Here is a 20,296-nt window from a genome sequence, read left to right as displayed (position 1 = left end):
GAGGTAATCAACCCGCCGACTCCTCAGCGGGCGATGGCGCGGCGCAACGCATGCGCGAGATCGCCCCGCTCACCGACACTGACGTCGGCGAGTCCCAGCCACGACGCCATCGCCTGCAACTGGAGCGCCAACGCCGGCACTATCCGCGACGGCTGCTCACCCTCCTCAGCGAATGCGCCCACGACGTTCAGCGTCCCCTGTGCCCGATCGGCCTTCAGATCGACGCGTCCGACGAGTCTGCCGTCAAGCAGAAACGGCCACACGTAGTAGCCGAACTGACGCTTGGGCGCCGGCGTGTAAATCTCTATGCGGTAATGGAATTGCCAGAGCCGCTCCACCCGTGGCCGGAAGAAGATCAACGGGTCGAAAGGGCACAGCAGCGCCGTCCCCCGGTCACGCCGAGGAACGATCTGGCCCGCGGGCAGGTAAGCCGGTGCGGCCCAGCCGTCGACCTCGACCGGCTCCAGCTCACCGTCGGCGACGAGCTTGGCGATCGCCGGTTTGCTCTGCTTCGGGCTGAGCCGGAAGTAGTCGCGGATGTCGGCCTCCGTCCCGATACCGAGCGCACCCGCGGCACGCAGCGTCAGCTCTCGTACCGCCTCGTCGTCGTCGACCTGCCTGGCGACCACCTCCGGCGGCAACACGCGCTCGGTGAGGTCGTAATGGCGGGCGAACCCGACGCGGGTGGCCGTTGTCAGGACACCGGACGACCACAGCGCCTCCGTCACCCACTTGGTCTCGCTGCGGTCCCACCACGGCCCCTTGCGGCCGCGCTGTTCGGCGCCGATGTGGGCTTCGATCTGACCGGCGGTCGACGGGCCGAGTTCCGCGATGGCGGCGACGACGTCGTCGGCCAACCGCCCGTTCTTCTTGACGATCTCTTTGCCCCATCGGCCGTCGGTGTACTCCCGCATCCGCCAGCGCAGCAGCGGCCAGTCGTCGACGGCCATCAGGGCGGCCTCGTGCGCCCAGTATTCGACGAGTAGGCGCGGGGACCTGGCGGTGTGGCTCCACGCCGCGCGATCAAGCACCCCGCGGTCATACGGGCCGAGCCGGCTGAACACCGGCGCGTAGTGGGCACGTACCGCTACCGACACCGAATCCAGTTGCAGCACTTGGATCCGCGAGACCAGCCGGCGCAGGTGCGCGCGCGTCACCGCCCCGGTCGGCGGCGGCTCGGTGAAGCCCTGCGCCGCGACGGCGATCCGACGGGCCTGCGCGGCGGTCAGCGTGCTCACGGGCGAACGTAGCTGAAGAACCGGTAGCGCAAACCGGAGGAGCTGGTCAACCACTCCCCTTTGGTGCCTATCCAATGTTCATCCAGCGTGGGCGCCACCGCATCGCCGTCGTCGCGGGGCACGTCGACCTCCACCTCGGTGACCTCGCACCGCGTCGCCAGGGGCAGCGCGAGCGCGTAAATCTGTTCACCGCCGATCACCCAGGTGATGTCGTCGGTCAAAGCATCCTGAAGCAGGGGAACCACATGCGCACCGTCGGCCATGTAGTCAGCTTGCCGGGTCAGTACGACATTTTTCCGCCCCGGCAGCGGCCGCACCTTCGCGGGCAGCGACTCCCAGGTCAGCCGACCCATCACGACGGTGCGCCCCATCGTCAGCTCTTTGAATCGGGCCTGGTCCTCGGGCAGCCGCCACGGGATGCCGCCGTCGCGACCGATGACACCGGAACTCGACTGGGCCCATATCAGCCCCACCGTCGTCATGCGGCTCTCATACTGCGACGGGGGCCTTGATCGCCGGGTGCGGGTCGTAATTCTTGATCACGACGTCGTCGTACGTGTAGTCGAAGATCGAGTCACGCGGCGCCAGAACCAATTCCGGATACGGCCGCGGATCCCGGCTCAGCTGTTCGGTGACCTGCTCGACGTGATTGTCGTAGATGTGGCAGTCGCCGCCGGTCCAGATGAACTCGCCCACTTCGAGGCCGGCCTGTGCCGCCATCATGTGTGTCAGCAGCGCGTAGCTGGCGATGTTGAAGGGCACGCCGAGGAAGAGGTCGGCGCTGCGCTGGTAGAGCTGGCAGCTCAGCCGGCCGTCGGCGACGTAGAACTGGAAGAACGCGTGACACGGCGGCAGTGCCATCTGCGGGATCTCGCCGACATTCCACGCCGAGACGATGTTGCGTCGCGAATCAGGATCGGACTTGAGCAACTCCAGAGCTGCGCTGATCTGGTCGATGTGCTCACCTGACGGCGTGGGCCACGACCGCCACTGCACGCCGTACACTGGGCCCAGATTGCCTGTCGGAGAAGCCCATTCGTCCCATATCGTGACACCGTGCTCCTGCAGCCAGCGCACATTCGAGTCGCCTCGCAGGAACCACAGCAACTCGTAGACGATCGATTTGGTGTGCACCTTCTTGGTGGTGAGCAGCGGAAAGCCGGCCGTCAGGTCGTAGCGCAGCTGGTGGCCGAACAGGCTGCGGGTGCCGGTGCCGGTGCGGTCCGATTTCGGGGTGCCACGCTGCAGTACCAGGCGAAGGAGATCTTCATACGGCGTGCTTATAGACCCAGTGACAGGCACTCGGTCAGCTTACGTCGGCACGGCAGGAGTAGAACGAAAGGCATGCCGACCATTACCGACAGCATCACCACCGCCGATGGCTCCTGCCCCGTCACCCTGCACACCCCCGACGGAGACGGCCCGTGGCCAGGGATCGTCATGTATCCGGATGCCGGCGGCACCCGGCAGACGTTCCGGGAGATGGGCGACAAATTGGCGGGTCTCGGCTACGCCGTACTGGTGCCCGATGTCTACTACCGCGACGGCGACTGGGCGCCGTTCGAGATGGCGACGGTGTTCACCGACGACGGCGAGCGCAAGCGGCTGTTCTCCATGATCTCGAAGGTGACGCCGGACATCATGGCCGCCGATGCGGGCGCGTTCTTCGACTACCTGATGTCGCGGCCCGAGGTCAGCGGTGAGGCGTTCGGCACCACCGGTTACTGCATGGGCGGGCGAACGTCTTTGGTCGTCGCGGGGCGGGTCCCACAGCGGGTTGCGGCGGCGATGTCGTTTCACGGCGGCGGTCTGGCCGGCGACGACCCCGGCAGCCCGCACCTGCTCGCCGACCAGATGACGGCCGCCGTCTATGTCGGTGGCGCCGAGAACGACGCGTCCTTCACGCCCGAGGCCGCCGAGACGCTGGACAAAGCCCTCACCGCGGCGAACGTCGAGCACACCATCGAGTTCTATGAGGCCGGACACGGATTCGCCGTTCCTGACAACGCGCCGTATGACTCTGCGGCGGCGCAGCGGCACTGGGACGCGACGAAGTCGTTCTTCGGCGCCCACCTGGGCTGACCCCGGGTAACGCCGCCCCGGGCGGGTGCGCAACCATGAACTGATGGACGACAAAGCCACGGCTGAGCACCCCGATTCCGACGAGGGATCGCGCATCGACCCGGTACTCGCCCGCAGCTGGCTGTTGGTGAACGGCGCGCAGTACGACCGCTTCGCACCCGCGGCCGCATCTCGCGCCGACATCGTCGTGCTCGATATCGAGGACGCGGTCGCTCCGAAAGACAAATTGAGCGCGCGGGACAACGTGGTCCGATGGCTGGGCGAGGGCAACGGCGACTGGGTCCGCGTCAATGGGTTCGGCACGCCGTGGTGGGCCGATGATCTCGAAGCATTGGGCAAGTTGTCGCTCGGCGGGGTGATGCTGGCGATGGTGGAGTCCGTCGACCATGTGACCGAGACCGCCAAGCGGCTCCCGAACGTGCCGATCGTGGCCCTGGTTGAGACGGCCCGCGGCCTGGAGCGCATCACCGAGATCGCCGCCACGAAGGGCACGTTCCGACTGGCGTTCGGCATCGGTGACTTCCGGCGTGACACCGGCTTCGGGGACAACCCGACGACCCTGGCGTACGCGCGTTCGCGGTTCACGATCGCGGCCAAGGCGGCGCATCTGCCCGGTGCGATCGACGGTCCGACGGTCGGGTCCAGCGCACTGAAGCTCAGCGAGGCGACAGCGGTGTCCGCCGAGTTCGGCATGACGGGGAAGATCTGCCTTACGCCCGATCAGTGTCCGACGGTGAACGAGGGACTGTCACCGTCTGCAGAGGAAATCAGTTGGGCCAAGGAGTTTTTCACCGAGTTCGAACGCGACGGTGGAGAGATCCGCAACGGCTCCGACTTGCCACGAATCGCCAGGGCCAACAAAATCCTCGACCTGGCCCGCTCCTATGGCATTCACGAATCAGAGTTCGATGACGTCGACGACCCCGCGCACATCCCCGCGCCGTCAGACACCTATCACTACTGAGATTGCTTTTCGTCTCTGTTCAGGTAGTTGCCGATTGCGCGCGCAATGCCCCGGCCGGCGTAGATGGCGGCTACCACCGACAGGATGATCATCGCGATGAACATCACCAGCCAGTTCGACCGGCTGTGGCTGACGTTCCACCAGACGACTGTGAACAGGACCGCGCAGATGAACACCACGATGTCGCGCCAGTTTCCGCTGTAGGAAACTGCGGCCTCGCGTATTTTTCGCGACCGTTCTGTTCCCTCGACCAGGTCGCCGATGCGCTCGGTAATGCTCGCCTTCAGGCGGGCCTTCAGTTCTGGCTGATCGTCGGGGATCCGTTCGAGCAGGTCCATGTCCTTGGCGATCATGGCGCGAACGTCGGGGCCCTTGAAGCTGCCTGCCGCGGCACCAAGCAAGGCACCGCCGGCTATCGGCGCCGCGCCCAAAGCGAGATCGGCTATACCCGGCATTCGTCTCCTCCGTCAGCTTCGGGGTCGATTTCACGCTACATGGCAGGCCATGCCGGCTGATTCATTCCATCAACTGCGCGGCGACGGTCGCGCCGAGTTCCCAACACGATTCGAGATCGGCTTTGCTCGGCTTGCCTGCGACCACAACGTATTCCGCAGCCTTCATCCAGCCCAGGCCCGTCGTGATGGCGGTGACTCCATTCTCGGCACCCTCGGTCCCCTCATTGCCGTGGAGGTACAGGCCGAACGGCCGCCCCCGCGTCGCATCCAGGCATGGATAGTAGATGACGTCGAACGCATGTTTGAGGGCTCCGCTCATGTAGCCGAGGTTCGCGGGACTTCCGAGCAGATAGCCGTCGGCTTCGAGCACGTCGGTCGCGGAAACGGTGAGCGCAGGCCTACGCACGACCTCGACTCCCTCGATTTCGGGGGCGCCGGCACCGGAGACGACGGCTTCGAACATCTCGTGGGTGTGCGGCGACGGCGTGTGATGGACGATCAGCAGGCGGGACACTATCCGCTCGCGCGCCAGGCTCGGTGCGGGTGCGCGTCGCGCGGTACCGACTCGACGGCATCGCCGACGTCGACGGTGACGGCGTCATGAATCGGCGCTGCCACGAAGGGGATTCGCAGCAGACCGTAGAAATCGTCGGTCGGGACGAACGTGTGTGCGCGCGCGAACAGAGGTTCGGCGTCGAACACCCGCACCCGCAGCTTTTCCCGGCTCAATCTGCCCAATTCCCTGCCGGATTCCGGGTCGGTGATCACGGGTCCCGTGCTGGAGTTCACCGCGAAGACCATTCCGACCGCCACCCCGGACTCAGTGCCCCGGTTGATGACCAGCGTGTGGTCGTCCTCGATGAGCGCGACCTGACCGGTGATGCGCTGACCGGTCACGATGCCGCCAGCGAACTGCTCTCCCGCAACGCCGACGTGGATCCGATACGGATACGCGGCCGCAGGTCGTCTTCACCTGCGCGAAGCGGCATCTCGGCGTGGCTCCCCGCATCACCTTCGGTTCCCAGGGTGAGTTCGACAGCCGTCTTCGCCTGGACGATCGCGATGACGGCCTGCTGGTGATGATCGGTGCCCAGTGAGGTGAGAGCCAGCGCGAGTCTGTTGTCGACGTACTCCACCGATCGCTGCAGGCTCGCGGACGTCGGTTCAGCTGTCCGGGCATCCGGCTGCGCGACTTCGCCGTCGAGTCGGTTGTACCAGCGATATCCGAGGACTCCCAGGACGCCGGAGCAGGCCGGGATCACCACGACGGTGCAGACCAGGCCGAGCGTGGCCTCCGCCGCGATGGCACCAACGAGACCGACGAGCAGGAGCATGCCCGCGACGAAGAACACCTTCAGGCTCGACGGGACCGCTTCAACTGTGCGACCGATCTGCCCGATGACGCGAGCGCAGTAGCGGGCCGCACCGGCAAGGAACCTGCCGATGCCGGCCGCGACGGCGAGTGCGATGCGCCCCATTCGGTCTGCATGCTCGGCGGTGATCGGAGATCTCGGCATTGCCCAGGCCTTCGGCTTCGGCGATGCGGTCGTCACGTCGTCGGTGTGGTCGGGTTGCTCACTTCCCGGAGCCGAACCCACGACAGTCACATTGGTATCAGAGGTATCAGAAACCACATAGGTATCATCACCCCATCGGCGTCCGCTTGCGCTCCTGGCGCGCCGAAAGGGTCGGCAAGACTTCGCAGTCAGCTCGGACGGGCCGACCTAACCCCGCCGGCCCAACGCTGCCTCCGCACCTCACGTCCGTTCCTCCAACTCGACTGCCTTCTTCATGGCTTCCCGCGCACGGCTGCGATCACCGGCATAGTCGTAGGCACGAGCCAACCGGTACCAGTGCCGCCAGTCGTCCGGATCGTTCTCCAGTTCGTCGCGCACGGTCGCGAAGAGTGCGTCGGCGGCGCCGCGCTCGATCCGCCCGGACGCCATCCTCGGTAGCGAGCTGACGTCGAGTTCCATGCCCTCGTCTTTGACGATCCGGCCCAGGCGCTGGTGGGTTAAGCCGGCCCGCAGGGTGCTGACCATGACCCAGATGCCGATGAGGGGCATGATCATCAACGCCAGACCGAGTCCAACGGCGGCGGGTTCACCAGAGGTCATGAACGCCACCGCGATTCGGCCGAGCAGATAGAAATAGAGAACCAGCGCGACGCACATGAAGCCGATCAGCAGCTGAATGCGCAGGGATCGCGATTTCTCACTCATCAGAGGTCGAGCAGCGGCTCGATACCCACGGTGAGGCCGGGACGTTCGGCGACCTTGCGGACGGCCAACAGCACGCCGGGGACAAAGGATGTGCGGTCGAAGCTGTCGTGCCGAATGGTCAATGTTTCGCCCTGCGTGCCGAAGAGCACCTCCTGGTGCGCGACGAGACCTGCCAGCCGCACGGAGTGCACCGGGATTCCGTCGACGTCCGCGCCTCGGGCGCCGTCGAGGCCGGTGCTGGTCGCGTCGGGATTGGGCGGAAGGTCTTTGCGTGCCTCGGCGATCAGGCGAGCGGTGCGTGCGGCCGTGCCCGACGGTGCGTCGGCCTTATGCGGATGGTGCAATTCGATGACTTCGGCGGATTCGAAGAACCGGGCGGCCTGTTGCGCGAAATGCATCGACAGCACGGCACCGATCGCGAAGTTCGGTGCGATCAGCACCGCGACGTCCGGCTTCGCGGACAGCCATTGCCGGACCTGGCTCACCCGCTCGTCGGTGAACCCGGTGGTACCCACGACCGCGTGGATTCCGTTGTCGATCAGGAATTTCAGGTTGTCCATCACGACATCGGGATGCGTGAAGTCGATGACGACATCGGTGCGGGAGTCGACCAACTCACTCAGCGGATCACCGGCGTCGACGCCAACGGTGAATGTCAGGTCCGCAGCATCCCCGACTGCCTCGACCATCGTCGCGCCGACCTTGCCTTTGGCTCCCAGCACCGCCACTCGCATGGGGCAACCCTAATTGGTGGGATCGACGCTAGAGCGGGGAGGCGCCGCGCAGGTGCTCGAAGATCAACGACGTCTGGGTACCTGCCACATCGGTGTCGGCGTTGAGGTTTTCCACCACGAACGACCGCAGGTCGTCGGTGTCGCGTGCGGCGACGTGCAGGATGAAATCCTCCGCACCGGCCAGGAAGTAGACGTCCATGACTTGTTGTTTGCGTCTGATCTGGTCGATGAAGCTGTGAATCTTGCCGCGGGCGTTGGACTGCAGGCTCACCGAGATCATCGCTTGCAGAGTCAGACCGATGGCGGCGGGATCGATGTCGGTGTAGAAACCCCGGATCACTCCGAGGTCCTGCAGCCGCCTCAGCCGCGCGTGGCATGTCGACGGGGCGATGCCGACGACGTCAGCCAAAGCGCTGTTGGAGATGCGGGCATCGCCGTGCAGCGTGAGCAGGATTCGCCGATCCACGTCGTCGAGATCGATGGGCCGAACATCATTCGGCGGGCGTGACAGACGCGCCGGTCCTGTCGATTTTTCTTCGCGCATAGGCGGATTCTAACGAATGATCGGCGGCTTTATTGCCTTTATATCGAATGTTCTTCACACTTTAGGCAGACAATTCGACTATAGGAGCGATCATGCGCGTCGGCATTCCGACCGAGATCAAGAACAACGAGTTCCGTGTTGCGATCACCCCCGCCGGAGTCGCCGAGCTGGTGCACCGGGGCCACGAGGTGCTCATCCAGGCCGGTGCCGGCGACGGCTCGGCGATCTCCGATGCCGACTTCAAGCGAGCCGGCGCGCAGATGATCGCCGGCGTCGACGAGGTCTGGGAAGAGGCCGACCTCCTGCTCAAGGTCAAGGAGCCGATCGAGGCCGAGTACGCCCGCCTGCGCAAGGGTCAGACGCTGTTCACCTATCTCCACCTGGCCGCATCCAAACCGTGCACCGATGCGCTGATGACGTCCGGAACGACGTCCATCGCCTATGAAACCGTCCAGTTGGCTGATGGCTCACTCCCGCTGCTCGCTCCCATGAGTGAGGTCGCGGGCCGACTCGCAGCACAAGTCGGCGCCTACCACCTGATGCGCACCCACGGCGGGCGCGGCGTCCTCATGGGCGGCGTCCCCGGCGTAGCGCCTGCCAACGTCGTGGTGATCGGCGGTGGAATGGCCGGCGACAACGCCGCCGCCGTCGCCAAGGGCATGGGCGCCCATGTCACCGTCTTCGACCTGAACATCAACACCCTGCGCAAGATCGACGCCGAGTACGGCGGCAGCATCGAGACCCGTTACTCGTCGCGCCTCGATCTCGATGACGCGGTGAAGGAAGCCGATCTGGTCATCGGAGCTGTCCTGGTCCCCGGCGCCAAGGCCCCCAAACTCGTCACGAATTCGACCGTCGCACACATGAAGTCGGGCGCGGTGCTCGTCGACATCGCGATCGATCAGGGCGGTTGCTTCGAGGATTCGCGGCCCACCACACACGATGACCCCACGTTCGCGGTGCACGACACCCTGTTCTACTGCGTGGCCAACATGCCGGGTGCGGTGCCGCGCACGTCGACCTATGCGCTGACCAACGCCACGATGCCGTACGTGCTGAAGCTGGCCGACAAGGGTTGGCAGGCCGCCTGCGAGGCCGACCCGGCACTGGCCAAGGGTCTGTCGACACACGAAGGCTCCCTGCTCTCCGAGCAGGTCGCCATCGATCTGGATCTGCCCTTCACCGATCCGGCCACCCTGCTGGCCTGATCCGGTCACCTGAACAATTCCCCGTCCACGTAAAACCACCGACGGGCTCTCACGGCGAAGCGGGACCGCTCATGCAGCGTTCCCGCCGCATCGGCAGGAGCAGAGTGGCCTGAGCCGCTGTTCTGCAGGTAGTGGGCGAGGAATTCGACCTGACCCGACTCGTCGCCGCTCAACCCTTCGACGGTGTGCAGAATCTCGAGTCCGGTCCAGGTCAATCCGACCTCCGCCGTCAAGTCGGCGGGCCGAGTCCGTGGATGCCACGTCTGCCAGACGTAGTCGAGGTGGTCCGCGGCATAGGCGCTGTAGCGCGCCCGCATCAATTGTTCGGCCGTCTCGGCCTGACATTCACCGAGGTGCAGCGGCAGACAGCAGCGACCGAACGGCTCGTCTGACCCGCATGGACACGGCGCGGTTGAGCGCATGATCACAGTGTGCCAATGGCCGCCGCGCAGAGCGTGACCTGGTGCGGTTTGCTACCAAAACCGGGGTGATCCCAAAACGATAGGGAATCACCCGCTTCCCCGCGGCCGACGACTCCCGACTGTCGAATCGGCCCTAGTCGCAATCGCTCGAGGGTTAAACTGCCGCTGACCAGGCGCACCTGACCGGGAGGGGGAGCCAGGTGCCCTGGTCGCCGGGTCTCTACCCGAGAAGCGTCGGCATCACCAGCGCGGTGACCTCCCCGATCAGCGGGCGCATGTTCTCCGCTTCCGGGTCATTTGCTTGCGATCGAGTCAGAATCGCGAGCAGAACACGTTGGCCGTCTGGTCCGTATGCGATACCGACATCGTTCGTACTGCCGTAGTCCCCGCTGCCGGTCTTGTCGGCGGTGGTCCAGCCCGGCGGGAGCCCGGCGCGCATGCTCGATGTCTGGTTGGCGCGCATCCAGTTCTCGAGCAATCCGCGTTGGGGCGGTGCCAAGACGTCTCCGTCGAGCAACGCGCGATAGCCCCCACCCAGCGCCTCCGGCGTGCTGGTGTCCCGCAGATCACCCGGAATCGCCGAGTTCAACTCGATCTCCCATCGATCAAGCCGCGACCGTTCGTCTCCGATGCTGCGCGCGAAGGCGGTGATCGACGGCGGACCGCCGATCCTGGTCAACAGGATGTTGGCGGCCGCGTTGTCGCTCTGCTGCAGCGCGGCCTGGCACAGCTCGGCCAGCGTCATCTCGCCACCGGCGCGCGGTTCAGTGAGGGGCGAATTCGGCAGGATCGAAGCCGGGTCGACGAACATCGTGTCGTCGAGCGACAGCTCGCCATGCTGGGCCATCTGCAACACTCGCGCCGAGGCGTAGCCCTTGAACGTCGAGCACATGGCAAAGGGATCCTGCGCACGGTGGGCAACGGTCTTGCCGGACACCAGGTTCGTCGCGAAAATGCCGATGAAGGCGTTGTGCTGGTGCTCAAGACCTTGGATTGAAGCGTCCACGGACGACGGCGGCGCCGCCGGATCCGCCAACGCAGGATTCTGTGAGGTTGCGGCGACTGCGGCGAGTGTCAATCCACCGAGCAGTACGTGCCGCCGGGACAGTTGAGTCATCGATCCCAGACTAATGGTCAGCGAGTGATGGCCCGAAGCGGCTGTGGCAGCATCTTTTTCGATGTTTGCGGTCCGAGAACAGCTCCACCGTAAGGCCGGGTCAGCAGTTTGCGAGCGACGGTGTTCACCTGATCGATCGTCACCGCTTCGATCTTGGCGAGGGTGTCGGCAATCGTGCGGTGCGCACCGTAGTTGAGCTCGCTGCGACCGATCCGGTTCATTCGGGAGCCGGAATCCTCCAGGCCCAACACCAATCCACCACGCAGTGAGCCCTTGGCGATCCGATATTCGGTCTCCGTGATGCCATCGCGGGCCACGGCCTCGAGCACATCGACGGTCACCCGGGCGACTTCGTCGAAGCGCTCCGGAAGGCACGCTGCGTAGATCGACAGGGCACCGCTGTCGGAGAAGGTGTCCACTGTCGAATAGACCGAGTACGCCAACCCGCGCGTCTCCCGGATCTGTTGGAACAGTCGGGAACTCAGCCCGCCACCCAAGGCGGTATTGAGCACTGACAGTGCCCATCGATGCTCCCAGTGCCGACCCGGCGTCCGGACGCCGAGCGATAGATGGGTCTGCTCCGCATCCTTGGTGACGATTTGCAGTGTCGGCCGGCCCGCGACACGGCCGGTGCCCTTGCGCGGCGGCACGGACTTGTGGCCGCGAACCAGGCGAGGACCGAAGTGCTGCCGCACCAGCGCCATCACCTCGTCGTGGTCCACATTTCCGGCGACGGCGACGACCATCCGCTCCGGCGTGTAGCGGCGCATGTGAAATGAATGCAGCTGCGCCCGGGTGATCGCCGCGATCGAGGACGCGCTGCCGATCACCGGGCGTCCGACCGGATGCGTACCGAACATCGCCGACAGGAAAACGTCGCCGAGGGTGTCCTCGGGATCGTCGTCACGCATCGCGATCTCCTCGAGCACCACGTCGCGCTCGATCTCGACATCGTCTGCGGCACAACGACCCCGCAACACCACGTCGGCAACCAGGTCGACGGCCAGTTCGAGATCGGTGTCGAGCACGTGGGCGTAGTAGCAGGTGTGCTCGCGGGCGGTGAACGCGTTCAGTTCACCGCCCACCGCGTCGACGGCCTGCGCGATCTCGACCGCCGAGCGCGTCGGCGTCGACTTGAACAGCAGGTGTTCCAGGAAGTGCGCGGCACCGGCAACGCTGGGTCCCTCATCGCGGGAACCCACGTCGACCCACACCCCGACCGATGCCGAATGCACCGATGGGATGTACTCGGTGACCACGCGCAGGCCACCGGGCAATACGGTGCGACGCACCTTTGAAAAATCCCGAGTGGAGGATTCCGTTTGACCTGCGCCGCGGCGCAAACCTCTAACTGGTGGCCGCTGCGGCATCTGCCGGTGCAGTCTCCGAGGGCGCTTCCGCTGTGTCGTCTTCGGCGACGAGGACCAGCGAGATCTTTCCGCGGTTGTCGATGTCGGCGATCTCAACGCGCAGCTTGTCGCCGACCGCGACCACGTCCTCCACCTTGGCGATCCGCTTGCCGCGGCCCAGCTTGGAGATGTGTACCAGGCCGTCCCGGCCAGGCAGCAGCGACACAAAGGCCCCGAAATCGGTCGTCTTGACCACGGTTCCGAGGAACCGCTCGCCGATCTTGGGCAGCTGCGGGTTGGCGATCGCGTTGATCTTGTCGATCGCAGCTTGGGCCGCTTCGCCGTTTGAGGCGCCGACGAACACGGTGCCGTCGTCCTCGATCGAGATCGATGCACCGGTCTCCTCGGTGATCGAGTTGATCATCTTGCCCTTGGGGCCGATGACCTCGCCGATCTTGTCGATCGGCACCTTGATCGTCGTGATGCGCGGTGCGTACGGGCTCATCTCGTCGGGCTCGTCGATGGCCTCGGCCATCACTTCGAGGATCGTGATGCGTGCGTCCTTGGCCTGACTGAGAGCACCCGCCAGGACTTGTGAGGGAATCCCGTCGAGTTTGGTGTCGAGCTGCAGCGCGGTGACGAACTCCTTGGTGCCTGCGCACTTGAAGTCCATGTCACCGAAGGCATCCTCGGCACCGAGGATGTCGGTCAGAGTGACGAAGCGGCGCTCGATCTTGCCGTCCACCTCGACATCGTCAGACACCAGACCCATCGCGATACCCGCGACCGGAGCCTTCAGTGGCACACCGGCGTTCAGCAGCGACAGGGTCGACGCACACACCGAACCCATCGAGGTCGACCCGTTGGAGCTCAGCGCCTCTGACACCTGGCGAATCGCGTACGGGAACTCCTCGACCGTCGGCAGCACGGGCATCAGGGCCCGCTCTGCCAGCGCGCCGTGGCCGATCTCGCGACGCTTGGGCGAACCGACGCGGCCGGTCTCACCGGTCGAATACGGCGGGAAGTTGTAGTGATGCATGTAGCGCTTGCTGGTCTCGGGTCCCAGCGAGTCGATCTGCTGGGCCATCTTGACCATGTCCAGGGTGGTGACACCCATGATCTGGGTCTCACCACGCTCGAACAGCGCACTGCCGTGCGCCCGCGGGACGACGGCCACCTCGGCAGACAGCGCCCGGATATCTGTGACGCCGCGGCCGTCGATGCGGAAGTGATCGGTCAGGATGCGCTGGCGCACAAGCTTCTTGGTAAGTGATCGGAACGCTGCGCCGATCTCCTTCTCGCGGCCGGCGAACTGCTCGGTCAACCGGTCGAGCACCTCGCCCTTGATCTCGTTGGTGCGATCGTCGCGCTCTTCCTTGCCCGCGATGGTCAACGCCTTCGACAGCTCGTCGGTGGCCACCGAGGACACCGCGAAGAACACGTCTTCCTGGTACTCCGGGAACACCGGGTAGTCGGCCGTGGGTTTGGCGGCCTTTTCGGCCAGCGCCTCCTGTGCAGTGCACAGCGCGGCGATGAACGGCTTCGCGGCTTCCAGGCCCTCGGCAACCACGGCTTCGGTCGGGGCGCCTGCGCCGCCGGCGATCAGCTCGATGACCTTGTCGGTCGCCTCGGCCTCGACCATCATGATTGCGACGTCGTCGGCCGTCTTGCGGCCTGCGACCACCATGTCGAAGACCGCTCCTTCGAGCTGCTCGACGGTCGGGAACGCGACCCACTGACCGTCGATCAGCGCGACGCGCACGCCGCCGACGGGCCCGGAGAACGGAATGCCGGAAATCTGGGTCGACGCCGACGCGGCGTTGATGGCCAGGACGTCGTACAGGTCCTTGGGGTCCAAGCTCAGGATGGTGACCACGACCTGGATCTCGTTGCGCAGACCCGAGATGAAGGTCGGGCGCAGCGGCCGGTCGATCAGGCGGCAGGTCAGGATCGCGTCCGTGGACGGCCGGCCCTCACGGCGGAAGAACGAGCCGGGGATACGGCCTGCTGCGTACATCCGCTCCTCGACATCGATGGTCAGAGGGAAGAAGTCGAAGTGGTCCTTGGGCTGCTTGCTGGCCGTGGTGGCCGACAACAGCATGGTCTCGTCGTCGAGGTAGGCGACGACGGCGCCGGCGGCCTGCTTGGCCAGCCGGCCGGTCTCGAAGCGGATGGTGCGGGTGCCGAAGCTCCCGTTGTCGATCACGGCGGTGGATTCGTACACGCCGTCTTCAAGTTCAACTACAGACATGGTCGTCCGTATGGCCTCTCTGGTTCTCAGTCTTCACTGTTTAGCTGTTTCGCGTTGTCACAGCGTGTGAACCACCAGCCTCGAATGGGCCACGGCCATCGATCGAAGCTGTCGGGTATCGGACCCGGCAGCCACTACCGAAGACCGTGCGATCGGGCCTGTCGTTGATCCAGCACAGTCGATATGACACGCGGGAACGGCGCTCGCGGAACTGCGATCACCGCACCCAAAACATTCGAGCCGAAACCGGCTGTCGAACTCAGCCATCCTACATTGCAGCAGGTACGGCACTGAAACCGCCAGCCCCTCAATTCACGTCCTCCACACACACGGTGAAGTTGCGCTCGTCGTAGGGATAACCGACGCCGCTGGCGCACTGGTCGACGTTGGCCACGTCCGCCAAGATCTGGGTGGCGCGCTGGCGGTTGGGCACCGAGGAGTCGTCGCAGTCGGCCCGCAGCGGATCCTTGTCGTTGTTCGGGTCGATGCTCATGCAGTCCCCGACCACCCAGTCGATGTCCATACAGATCGTCGTGCTGGTGTCGGAGAAAGTGCTGCGCATCGAGTAGTACGAGTCGACGTCCGCCGGGCACTGTTCGCTGGTCTCGACGCTCGCCGCCACCTTGAAATTGGACTCGGCGCTGCCGCAGTCAACCCTGGTCACTTCGGGCCGCTCCGGGGTGCCGCCCGTCTTCAGACAGTCCCCCACCGCCAGGTCCGTGGCCGACGAGGACGAACAGCCGGCCAAACCCCCGATCGCAATGATCGCCGCCGCGACGACCGCGGGCAGGTTCTGCACGTCCGCCGACTTGCGTGTGTCAGCGACGCAGCCCGAGGCGCTCGATCAACGAGCGGTAGCGCGCGACGTCGACCTGCGCGATGTACTTGAGCAGGCGGCGCCTGCGGCCGACCAGCAGCAGCAGACCACGACGTGAGTGGTGGTCGTGCTTGTGCATCTTCAGATGCTCGGTGAGGTCGGAGATCCGCTTGGTCAGCATCGCAACCTGGGCCTCCGGCGAACCGGTGTCGGTGTCATGCAGGCCGTACTCGCCCAGAATGGTCTTCTTTTGTTCGGCAGTGAGCGCCACGAAATTACTCCATCGAATCGGTCCGCGAACATAGGGCCCGTTGAGCCCCGTTAAGAAGCGCAGCCACCGCGAACTGCAGCGCACGCTCGGTCGCCGAGAAGTCTAACAGCGCACCGCGGCGAGCCGCGAATTCAGCAGAGGTTGAGCTGCGAAATCGCAGGTCTACTGCGCTGCAAGGATGCCCCGCGCCCGCTCGGTGTCGGCGCCCATCGCCGTGACCAGATCCTCGACCTTGGCGAATTTCTCCTGTCCGCGGATGCGCGCGACGAAATCGACAGCCACGTGCTGGCCGTACAGGTCAGCCGACGTGTCGAGCACGAATGCCTCCACGGTGCGGGTCCGCCCCGAGAATGTCGGGTTGGTGCCGACTGAAACCGCGGCCTGATATCGCTCACCTGGGACGACGGCGCCCACGATCGGACCGTGGCCGAGCACCGTGAACCACGCCGCGTAGACGCCATCGGCGGGAATGGCCGAGTACATCGGCGGTGCCACGTTGGCCGTCGGAAAGCCAAGTACCTTGCCGCGACCATCGCCGCGGACCACGACGCCTTCCACCCGGTGCGGGCGCCCAAGGGCCTCAGTGGCGGCGACGACGTCACCGGCGTCGACGCAGGAGCGGATGTAGGTCGACGAGAACGTGACGGTCTCGTCCCGGCTGGTAGCCGTCTCCCCAAAGGCCTCAGACACCAACGTCATGCCCTCGACCGCGAATCCGAACCGTTCACCGGCCTTGCGCAGCAGGTTGACGTTGCCCGCGGCCTTCTTCCCGAAGGTGAAGTTCTCCCCGACCACGACCTCGACCACGTGCAGGCGCTCGACCAACAGTTCGTGGACGTAGCGCTCGGGTGTGAGTTTCATGAAGTCCGAGGTGAACGGCATGACCAGGAACACGTCGATACCCATCTCCTCGACCAACTCGGCGCGCCGCGTCAGCGTCGTCAACTGGGCGGGATGGCTGCCTGGGAAGACGACCTCCATCGGATGCGGGTCAAAGGTCATCAACACCGTCGGCACGCCGCGTGAGCGACCCGCCTTCACCGCGTGATTGATCAACTCTTGATGACCTCGATGGACACCGTCGAATACGCCGATGGTGACGACACATCGGCCCCAGTCCGTCGGGATCTCGTCCTGTCCCCGCCAGCGCTGCACAGCGCAAGCCTACGGCGCACGCGCCGCGGCGGCGGAGCTAGATCGCCAGATCACGTGACAACTGCCTAAACTTCTCAGGTGTGAGTCCGAATGGTGATCCGCGCGACTTGACGATGGTCGCCCAGGATTACCTCAAAGTGATCTGGACAGCCCAGGAGTGGTCGCACGAAAAGGTCAGCACCAAGCTGCTGGCCGAACGGCTCGGCGTATCCGCGAGTACGGCCTCGGAATCGGTTCGCAAGCTCGCCGATCAGGGTCTGGTCGATCACGAGAAGTACGGAGCGGTGACACTGACCGAAGCCGGCCGGGCGGCCGCACTGGCGATGGTCCGAAGACACCGGCTCATGGAGACCTTCCTCGTCCGTGAACTCGGCTACAGCTGGGACGAGGTGCACGACGAAGCCGAGGTGCTCGAGCATGCGGTGTCCGATCGGATGCTCGAACGCATCGACGCCAAGCTCGGACATCCGACGCGCGACCCGCACGGCGACCCGATCCCCGCATCCGACGGCCGGGTGCCCACCCCCGATGCCCGGCAACTATCGGTCTGTCGCGACGGCGACACCGGAACCGTCGCGCGAATCTCGGACTCGGATCCGGAGATGTTGCGCTATTTCGACAGCGTCGGCATCAGCCTGGATTCGCGGCTGCTGGTGCTGGCCCGCCGCGACTTCGCGGGCATGATCTCGGTGGCCGTCAAGTCAGCCGACGCGGGCGAGCACGAAAAGGGCACCACCGTGGATCTGGGAAGCCCTGCGGCAGAAGCTATTTGGGTTGTCGGCTAGCTCACGCTGAAGAAGTTTGTACGAATTCGCCATGACAGGCTCCGACCTGAAAACCGAATTCAGTATGCGCTCGTGGTCACAACGTGGCTGGTCGCAGCACCACTACCGACCGGGTGCGTGCCGCTTCGTCCCGCAGCAACGCGATGACGTTTCCCTCGGGCGCCGTCGCGGCGTAGGTCCCCTCGATGCCCGCGGGCTCGAGCGGACGACCGTGTCGAGTGTCCTCGGCCTCGCTCGCAGACAGGTCACGACGGGGAAACGTGAGAAGGCACGCCTCGTCGAGCGAGTACGACAACCGGGGCTGTCCGGCGAGATCGTCCAGGGTTGCGGCTTGCTCCAACCCGAAGTTACCGACGCGGGTTCGGCGCAGCGCGGTGAGGTGACCGCCGACACCCAGCGCATCGCCGACATCACGTGCCAGCGCACGGATGTAGGTACCGCTGGAACAGTCCACCTCGACGTCCACGTCGACGAAATCCGCTTGGCGCCGAACTGATCGCACGTCGAATCGGTCGATGCGAACGCTGCGCGGCGCGAGTTCGACGGTGTGTCCTTCGCGGGCCAGTTTGTAGGCCCGCTGGCCGTCGACCTTGATGGCGCTGACGGCCGAGGGAACCTGGTCGATCTCACCGCGCAGCGCGGCTACCGCCGCCTCGATCTGCGAGTCACCAACCCCGGCGGCCGACGCCGTCTGCAACACTTCCCCTTCGGCGTCCTCGGTCGATGTGGTCTGGCCCAGCCGGATCGTCGCGACATACGACTTGTCGGTCGCCGTCAGCATGCCGAGGATCTTGGTGGCCCGTTCGATACCAACGACCAGCACCCCCGTCGCCATCGGGTCGAGAGTGCCTGCGTGACCGACCTTTCGGGTACCGAAGATCCGCCTGCAACGGCCGACCACGTCGTGGCTGGTCATACCCGAAGGTTTGTCCACGACCACAAGGCCGGCTTCGGTCACAGCACGATCGCCGTGAGCGTCAGACCGTCACACACCGACCAGCGTCCCGCCAGCGTCTGCAGAGGTGGCCCGGAGAGGGCGGCAGGATCGACCAGGATCCGCGACTCGAATCCGCCCGAGGTGCCATTGCCGTCGACGTCGAAGGTTATGTGGGCATCCTCGAACCCTAACCAGCGATGCGTGACCGGAAACCATGCCTTGTAGGTGGCCTCTTTGGCGCAGAACAGGATTCGGTCCCAGTGCAGTCCAGTCGGCAGCGCCTGCAGTTCGACGCGCTCCCCCGGCAGGCTGATGGCGTCGAGCACCCCCTTGGGGAGCACGTCGTGCGGTTCGGCGTCGATGCCAACGGATCGAATCGCGTCGTGTCGGGCCACGGCCGCGCCCCGGAAGCCTTCGCAGTGGGTGAGGCTGCCAACGATGCCGTCGGGCCAGCACGGTTCGCCCTTCTCCCCCTTGAGAATCGGTACCGGCGCAACACCGAGTTCGCCCAGCGCCTCGCGCGCGCAGTACCGCACGGTGATGAACTCGTTGCGTCGCTTGGCCACCGATCTCGCGATCAGCGGCTCTTCCTCGGGCAGCGGCGCGAGTTCCGGCGGGTCCGTGTACATTTCGGCGGCGGCGAGCGCGTGTCCGTCATCGGGCAGCACACCGGAAAGCAGTGTCGCCACGACTTTCACGACTGCCTGGCCTTGATGCGCTCCTGCACCTTCTGCGCGTGCTCGCGCATATCCTGGGTGATCTCGAAGTGCCCGCCGAACTCGTTGAGATAGCCGGGCGCATACATCGGGTCCGGCAGTATCTGCCGGAGCCACCGATATGGCTTGCGGCGGCGCCACTCTCGGGGATACCCGACGGAGACCTCTTCGTGGCGCACCCCGTCGTACCACGTGGTGCGTGGGATGTGCAGGTGCCCGTACACCGAACACACCGCGTTGTAGCGCGTGTGCCAGTCGGCGGTCGCCGTGGTGCCGCACCACAGCGCGAACTCGGGGTAGAACATCGCATCGCAGGGTTCACGGACCAACGGAAAGTGGTTCACCAGGACGTTGGGCGTCATCCAGTCGAGTTCCTCGAGCCGCTTACGGGTGTAGCTGACCCGATCGCGACACCACGCGTCGCGCGTGGCGTACGGCTCGGCCGACAGCAGAAACTCGTCGGTGCCCACCACGTTGCGCTCGCGAGCGATCGCAAGACCCTCCGCCTTGGTCGCCGCCCCCTGCGGCAGAAACGTGTAGTCGTACAGCAGGAACATCGGCACGATGGTCGCTGGGCCGCCCTCTTCCGTCCACACCGGGAACGGGTGCTCCGGAGTGATGACACCCATCTCGTCGCACATGTTGACGAGGTAGTCGTAGCGGGCCCTGCCGAAGATCTGCATCGGGTCGCGGTTGGTGGTCCACAACTCGTGATTGCCCGGCACCCAGATCACCTTGGCGAAGCGCTTACGCAGCAGATCCAACGCCCAGCGGACCTCGTCGGTGCGTTCGCCGACATCGCCGGCCACGATCAGCCAGTCGTCGGGAGTGGCGGGATACAGCGATTCGGTGACCGGCTTGTTGCCGGTGTGACCGGTGTGGAGGTCGCTGATGGCCCAGAGGGTGGGCTGCCGGCCGTCGCGTGTCACAGCCCTCAAGCCTACGTGCGACCGACAAACCTCTCGGCACCCCAACTAGAACATGTTCTCGTTTCCGCTTCGGACAGTCGCAAGGGGCCGCTAGACTCCC

Annotated in this window: 24 protein-coding genes; 4 read left to right on the top strand and 20 right to left on the bottom strand. The window is 65.3% G+C overall.

Translation table 11 applies throughout. The features are described 5' to 3' along the window. Nucleotides 1-23: 23 nt before the first annotated feature. Genes CSQ99_RS17605 through CSQ99_RS17595 form a run of 3 tightly spaced genes read right to left on the bottom strand, consistent with a single transcriptional unit; the run spans nucleotide 24 to nucleotide 2,522 of the window. Entirely contained in the window at nucleotides 24-1,238 is a 1,215-nt protein-coding gene (locus CSQ99_RS17605; RefSeq protein ID WP_099040287.1) for a winged helix-turn-helix domain-containing protein, read from the bottom strand. After that, entirely contained in the window at nucleotides 1,235-1,720 is a 486-nt protein-coding gene (locus tag CSQ99_RS17600; protein ID WP_099040286.1) for a dihydrofolate reductase, read from the bottom strand. Before CSQ99_RS17600 ends, CSQ99_RS17605 begins: the two co-directional genes overlap by 4 nt. Nucleotides 1,721-1,727: 7 nt before the next feature. Continuing rightward, complete coding sequence (locus CSQ99_RS17595; RefSeq protein ID WP_176561075.1) at nucleotides 1,728-2,522, bottom strand: thymidylate synthase; 795 nt, start codon at nucleotides 2,520-2,522, stop codon at nucleotides 1,728-1,730. A 60-nt stretch (nucleotides 2,523-2,582) separates the two neighbouring features. On the opposite strand from CSQ99_RS17595, the gene CSQ99_RS17590 reads away from it, so the two are divergent. Together CSQ99_RS17590 and CSQ99_RS17585 are read left to right on the top strand one after the other, a co-directional pair. Further along, nucleotides 2,583-3,320 carry a dienelactone hydrolase family protein gene (locus CSQ99_RS17590; RefSeq protein WP_099040284.1) on the top strand — a complete coding sequence of 246 codons (738 nt, stop codon included), beginning with the start codon at nucleotides 2,583-2,585 and terminating at the stop codon, nucleotides 3,318-3,320. A 43-nt stretch (nucleotides 3,321-3,363) separates the two neighbouring features. Then, nucleotides 3,364-4,284 carry an HpcH/HpaI aldolase/citrate lyase family protein gene (locus CSQ99_RS17585; protein WP_099040318.1) on the top strand — a complete coding sequence of 307 codons (921 nt, stop codon included), beginning with the start codon at nucleotides 3,364-3,366 and terminating at the stop codon, nucleotides 4,282-4,284. Here CSQ99_RS17585 and CSQ99_RS17580 read toward each other — a convergent pair. The 7 genes from CSQ99_RS17580 to aldR form a co-directional block, all read right to left on the bottom strand. Further along, nucleotides 4,278-4,739, bottom strand: coding sequence for a hypothetical protein (locus tag CSQ99_RS17580; protein ID WP_099040283.1), 462 nt, complete (start codon nucleotides 4,737-4,739; stop codon nucleotides 4,278-4,280). The genes CSQ99_RS17585 and CSQ99_RS17580 overlap by 7 nt on opposite strands. 61 nt (nucleotides 4,740-4,800) lie before the next feature. Continuing rightward, nucleotides 4,801-5,253 carry a flavodoxin family protein gene (locus CSQ99_RS17575; protein WP_099040282.1) on the bottom strand — a complete coding sequence of 151 codons (453 nt, stop codon included), beginning with the start codon at nucleotides 5,251-5,253 and terminating at the stop codon, nucleotides 4,801-4,803. Beyond that, entirely contained in the window at nucleotides 5,253-5,636 is a 384-nt protein-coding gene (locus CSQ99_RS17570; protein WP_176561067.1) for a hypothetical protein, read from the bottom strand. Before CSQ99_RS17570 ends, CSQ99_RS17575 begins: the two co-directional genes overlap by 1 nt. After that, nucleotides 5,633-6,337 (bottom strand): hypothetical protein, encoded by a 705-nt coding sequence (locus CSQ99_RS17565; RefSeq protein ID WP_245908966.1) that lies wholly within the window; start codon nucleotides 6,335-6,337, stop codon nucleotides 5,633-5,635. Before CSQ99_RS17565 ends, CSQ99_RS17570 begins: the two co-directional genes overlap by 4 nt. Before the next feature lie 159 nt (nucleotides 6,338-6,496). Continuing rightward, nucleotides 6,497-6,961, bottom strand: a complete 465-nt coding sequence (locus CSQ99_RS17560) for a tetratricopeptide repeat protein (protein ID WP_099040281.1) — start codon at nucleotides 6,959-6,961, stop codon at nucleotides 6,497-6,499. Beyond that, complete coding sequence (dapB, locus tag CSQ99_RS17555) at nucleotides 6,961-7,695, bottom strand: 4-hydroxy-tetrahydrodipicolinate reductase (protein WP_099040280.1); 735 nt, start codon at nucleotides 7,693-7,695, stop codon at nucleotides 6,961-6,963. The genes CSQ99_RS17560 and dapB overlap by 1 nt, the downstream gene beginning before the upstream one ends. A 28-nt stretch (nucleotides 7,696-7,723) precedes the next feature. Continuing rightward, nucleotides 7,724-8,239, bottom strand: coding sequence for an HTH-type transcriptional regulator AldR (aldR, locus tag CSQ99_RS17550; protein WP_099040279.1), 516 nt, complete (start codon nucleotides 8,237-8,239; stop codon nucleotides 7,724-7,726). 92 nt (nucleotides 8,240-8,331) lie between these two features. Here aldR and ald point away from each other — a divergent pair, with 92 nt between their 5' ends. Continuing rightward, on the top strand, nucleotides 8,332-9,447 hold the full coding sequence (gene ald / locus CSQ99_RS17545) for an alanine dehydrogenase (protein WP_099040278.1): 1,116 nt from the start codon (nucleotides 8,332-8,334) through the stop codon (nucleotides 9,445-9,447). Nucleotides 9,448-9,452: 5 nt separating this feature from the next. Here the strand turns inward: ald and CSQ99_RS17540 are convergent, their stop codons facing one another. From CSQ99_RS17540 to CSQ99_RS17510, 7 genes are all read right to left on the bottom strand, one after another. Next, nucleotides 9,453-9,869 carry a YchJ family protein gene (locus tag CSQ99_RS17540; RefSeq protein ID WP_099040315.1) on the bottom strand — a complete coding sequence of 139 codons (417 nt, stop codon included), beginning with the start codon at nucleotides 9,867-9,869 and terminating at the stop codon, nucleotides 9,453-9,455. Nucleotides 9,870-10,089: 220 nt separating this feature from the next. Further along, a complete protein-coding gene (bla, locus tag CSQ99_RS17535) occupies nucleotides 10,090-10,986 on the bottom strand; it encodes a class A beta-lactamase (RefSeq protein WP_099040277.1) in 897 nt (298 codons plus the stop codon). Nucleotides 10,987-11,003: 17 nt separating this feature from the next. Next, nucleotides 11,004-12,356 (bottom strand): M16 family metallopeptidase, encoded by a 1,353-nt coding sequence (locus CSQ99_RS17530; protein WP_099040276.1) that lies wholly within the window; start codon nucleotides 12,354-12,356, stop codon nucleotides 11,004-11,006. After that, a complete protein-coding gene (locus tag CSQ99_RS17525; RefSeq protein ID WP_099040275.1) occupies nucleotides 12,334-14,586 on the bottom strand; it encodes a polyribonucleotide nucleotidyltransferase in 2,253 nt (750 codons plus the stop codon). Before CSQ99_RS17525 ends, CSQ99_RS17530 begins: the two co-directional genes overlap by 23 nt. 307 nt (nucleotides 14,587-14,893) lie before the next feature. Next, on the bottom strand, nucleotides 14,894-15,385 hold the full coding sequence (gene lppU, locus CSQ99_RS17520) for an LppU family putative lipoprotein (RefSeq protein ID WP_099040274.1): 492 nt from the start codon (nucleotides 15,383-15,385) through the stop codon (nucleotides 14,894-14,896). Between the two features lie 19 nt (nucleotides 15,386-15,404). Then, nucleotides 15,405-15,674: a 30S ribosomal protein S15 gene (gene rpsO / locus CSQ99_RS17515; RefSeq protein WP_006241975.1), complete on the bottom strand. Its 270-nt coding sequence runs from the start codon at nucleotides 15,672-15,674 to the stop codon at nucleotides 15,405-15,407. Between the two features lie 162 nt (nucleotides 15,675-15,836). Continuing rightward, nucleotides 15,837-16,829, bottom strand: coding sequence for a bifunctional riboflavin kinase/FAD synthetase (locus tag CSQ99_RS17510; RefSeq protein ID WP_099040273.1), 993 nt, complete (start codon nucleotides 16,827-16,829; stop codon nucleotides 15,837-15,839). Nucleotides 16,830-16,942: 113 nt separating this feature from the next. Here CSQ99_RS17510 and mntR point away from each other — a divergent pair, with 113 nt between their 5' ends. Continuing rightward, nucleotides 16,943-17,614 (top strand): manganese-binding transcriptional regulator MntR, encoded by a 672-nt coding sequence (gene mntR / locus CSQ99_RS17505; RefSeq protein WP_425437834.1) that lies wholly within the window; start codon nucleotides 16,943-16,945, stop codon nucleotides 17,612-17,614. 76 nt (nucleotides 17,615-17,690) lie between these two features. Here the strand turns inward: mntR and truB are convergent, their stop codons facing one another. From truB to CSQ99_RS17490, 3 genes are all read right to left on the bottom strand, one after another. Further along, on the bottom strand, nucleotides 17,691-18,572 hold the full coding sequence (gene truB, locus CSQ99_RS17500) for a tRNA pseudouridine(55) synthase TruB (RefSeq protein ID WP_099040271.1): 882 nt from the start codon (nucleotides 18,570-18,572) through the stop codon (nucleotides 17,691-17,693). Continuing rightward, on the bottom strand, nucleotides 18,569-19,180 hold the full coding sequence (gene pptT, locus CSQ99_RS17495) for a 4'-phosphopantetheinyl transferase PptT (protein WP_176561074.1): 612 nt from the start codon (nucleotides 19,178-19,180) through the stop codon (nucleotides 18,569-18,571). Before pptT ends, truB begins: the two co-directional genes overlap by 4 nt. Before the next feature lie 65 nt (nucleotides 19,181-19,245). Beyond that, nucleotides 19,246-20,196 carry a metallophosphoesterase family protein gene (locus CSQ99_RS17490; RefSeq protein ID WP_099040269.1) on the bottom strand — a complete coding sequence of 317 codons (951 nt, stop codon included), beginning with the start codon at nucleotides 20,194-20,196 and terminating at the stop codon, nucleotides 19,246-19,248. Nucleotides 20,197-20,296: the final 100 nt, after the last annotated feature.

Source organism: Mycobacterium neglectum (genome assembly GCF_002591975.1).
Classification (GTDB): Bacteria; Actinomycetota; Actinomycetes; order Mycobacteriales; family Mycobacteriaceae; genus Mycobacterium; species Mycobacterium neglectum.
Note: the sequence above shows the minus strand (reverse complement) of the source record. Positions and strands in the feature narration are given on the sequence as shown.

What these genes read in the sequence shown, in the direction of transcription:
- CSQ99_RS17600 (WP_099040286.1), bottom strand. Translation starts at nt 1,720, where the DNA reads ATGACGACGGTGGGGCTGATATGGGCCCAGTCGAGTTCCGGTGTCATC.
- CSQ99_RS17590 (WP_099040284.1), top strand. Translation starts at nt 2,583, where the DNA reads ATGCCGACCATTACCGACAGCATCACCACCGCCGATGGCTCCTGCCCC.
- CSQ99_RS17585 (WP_099040318.1), top strand. Translation starts at nt 3,364, where the DNA reads ATGGACGACAAAGCCACGGCTGAGCACCCCGATTCCGACGAGGGATCG.
- CSQ99_RS17580 (WP_099040283.1), bottom strand. Translation starts at nt 4,739, where the DNA reads ATGCCGGGTATAGCCGATCTCGCTTTGGGCGCGGCGCCGATAGCCGGC.
- CSQ99_RS17560 (WP_099040281.1), bottom strand. Translation starts at nt 6,961, where the DNA reads ATGAGTGAGAAATCGCGATCCCTGCGCATTCAGCTGCTGATCGGCTTC.
- dapB (WP_099040280.1), bottom strand. Translation starts at nt 7,695, where the DNA reads ATGCGAGTGGCGGTGCTGGGAGCCAAAGGCAAGGTCGGCGCGACGATG.
- aldR (WP_099040279.1), bottom strand. Translation starts at nt 8,239, where the DNA reads ATGCGCGAAGAAAAATCGACAGGACCGGCGCGTCTGTCACGCCCGCCG.
- ald (WP_099040278.1), top strand. Translation starts at nt 8,332, where the DNA reads ATGCGCGTCGGCATTCCGACCGAGATCAAGAACAACGAGTTCCGTGTT.
- CSQ99_RS17540 (WP_099040315.1), bottom strand. Translation starts at nt 9,869, where the DNA reads ATGCGCTCAACCGCGCCGTGTCCATGCGGGTCAGACGAGCCGTTCGGT.
- bla (WP_099040277.1), bottom strand. Translation starts at nt 10,986, where the DNA reads ATGACTCAACTGTCCCGGCGGCACGTACTGCTCGGTGGATTGACACTC.
- CSQ99_RS17530 (WP_099040276.1), bottom strand. Translation starts at nt 12,356, where the DNA reads ATGCCGCAGCGGCCACCAGTTAGAGGTTTGCGCCGCGGCGCAGGTCAA.
- CSQ99_RS17525 (WP_099040275.1), bottom strand. Translation starts at nt 14,586, where the DNA reads ATGTCTGTAGTTGAACTTGAAGACGGCGTGTACGAATCCACCGCCGTG.
- mntR (WP_425437834.1), top strand. Translation starts at nt 16,943, where the DNA reads ATGGTCGCCCAGGATTACCTCAAAGTGATCTGGACAGCCCAGGAGTGG.
- pptT (WP_176561074.1), bottom strand. Translation starts at nt 19,180, where the DNA reads ATGTACACGGACCCGCCGGAACTCGCGCCGCTGCCCGAGGAAGAGCCG.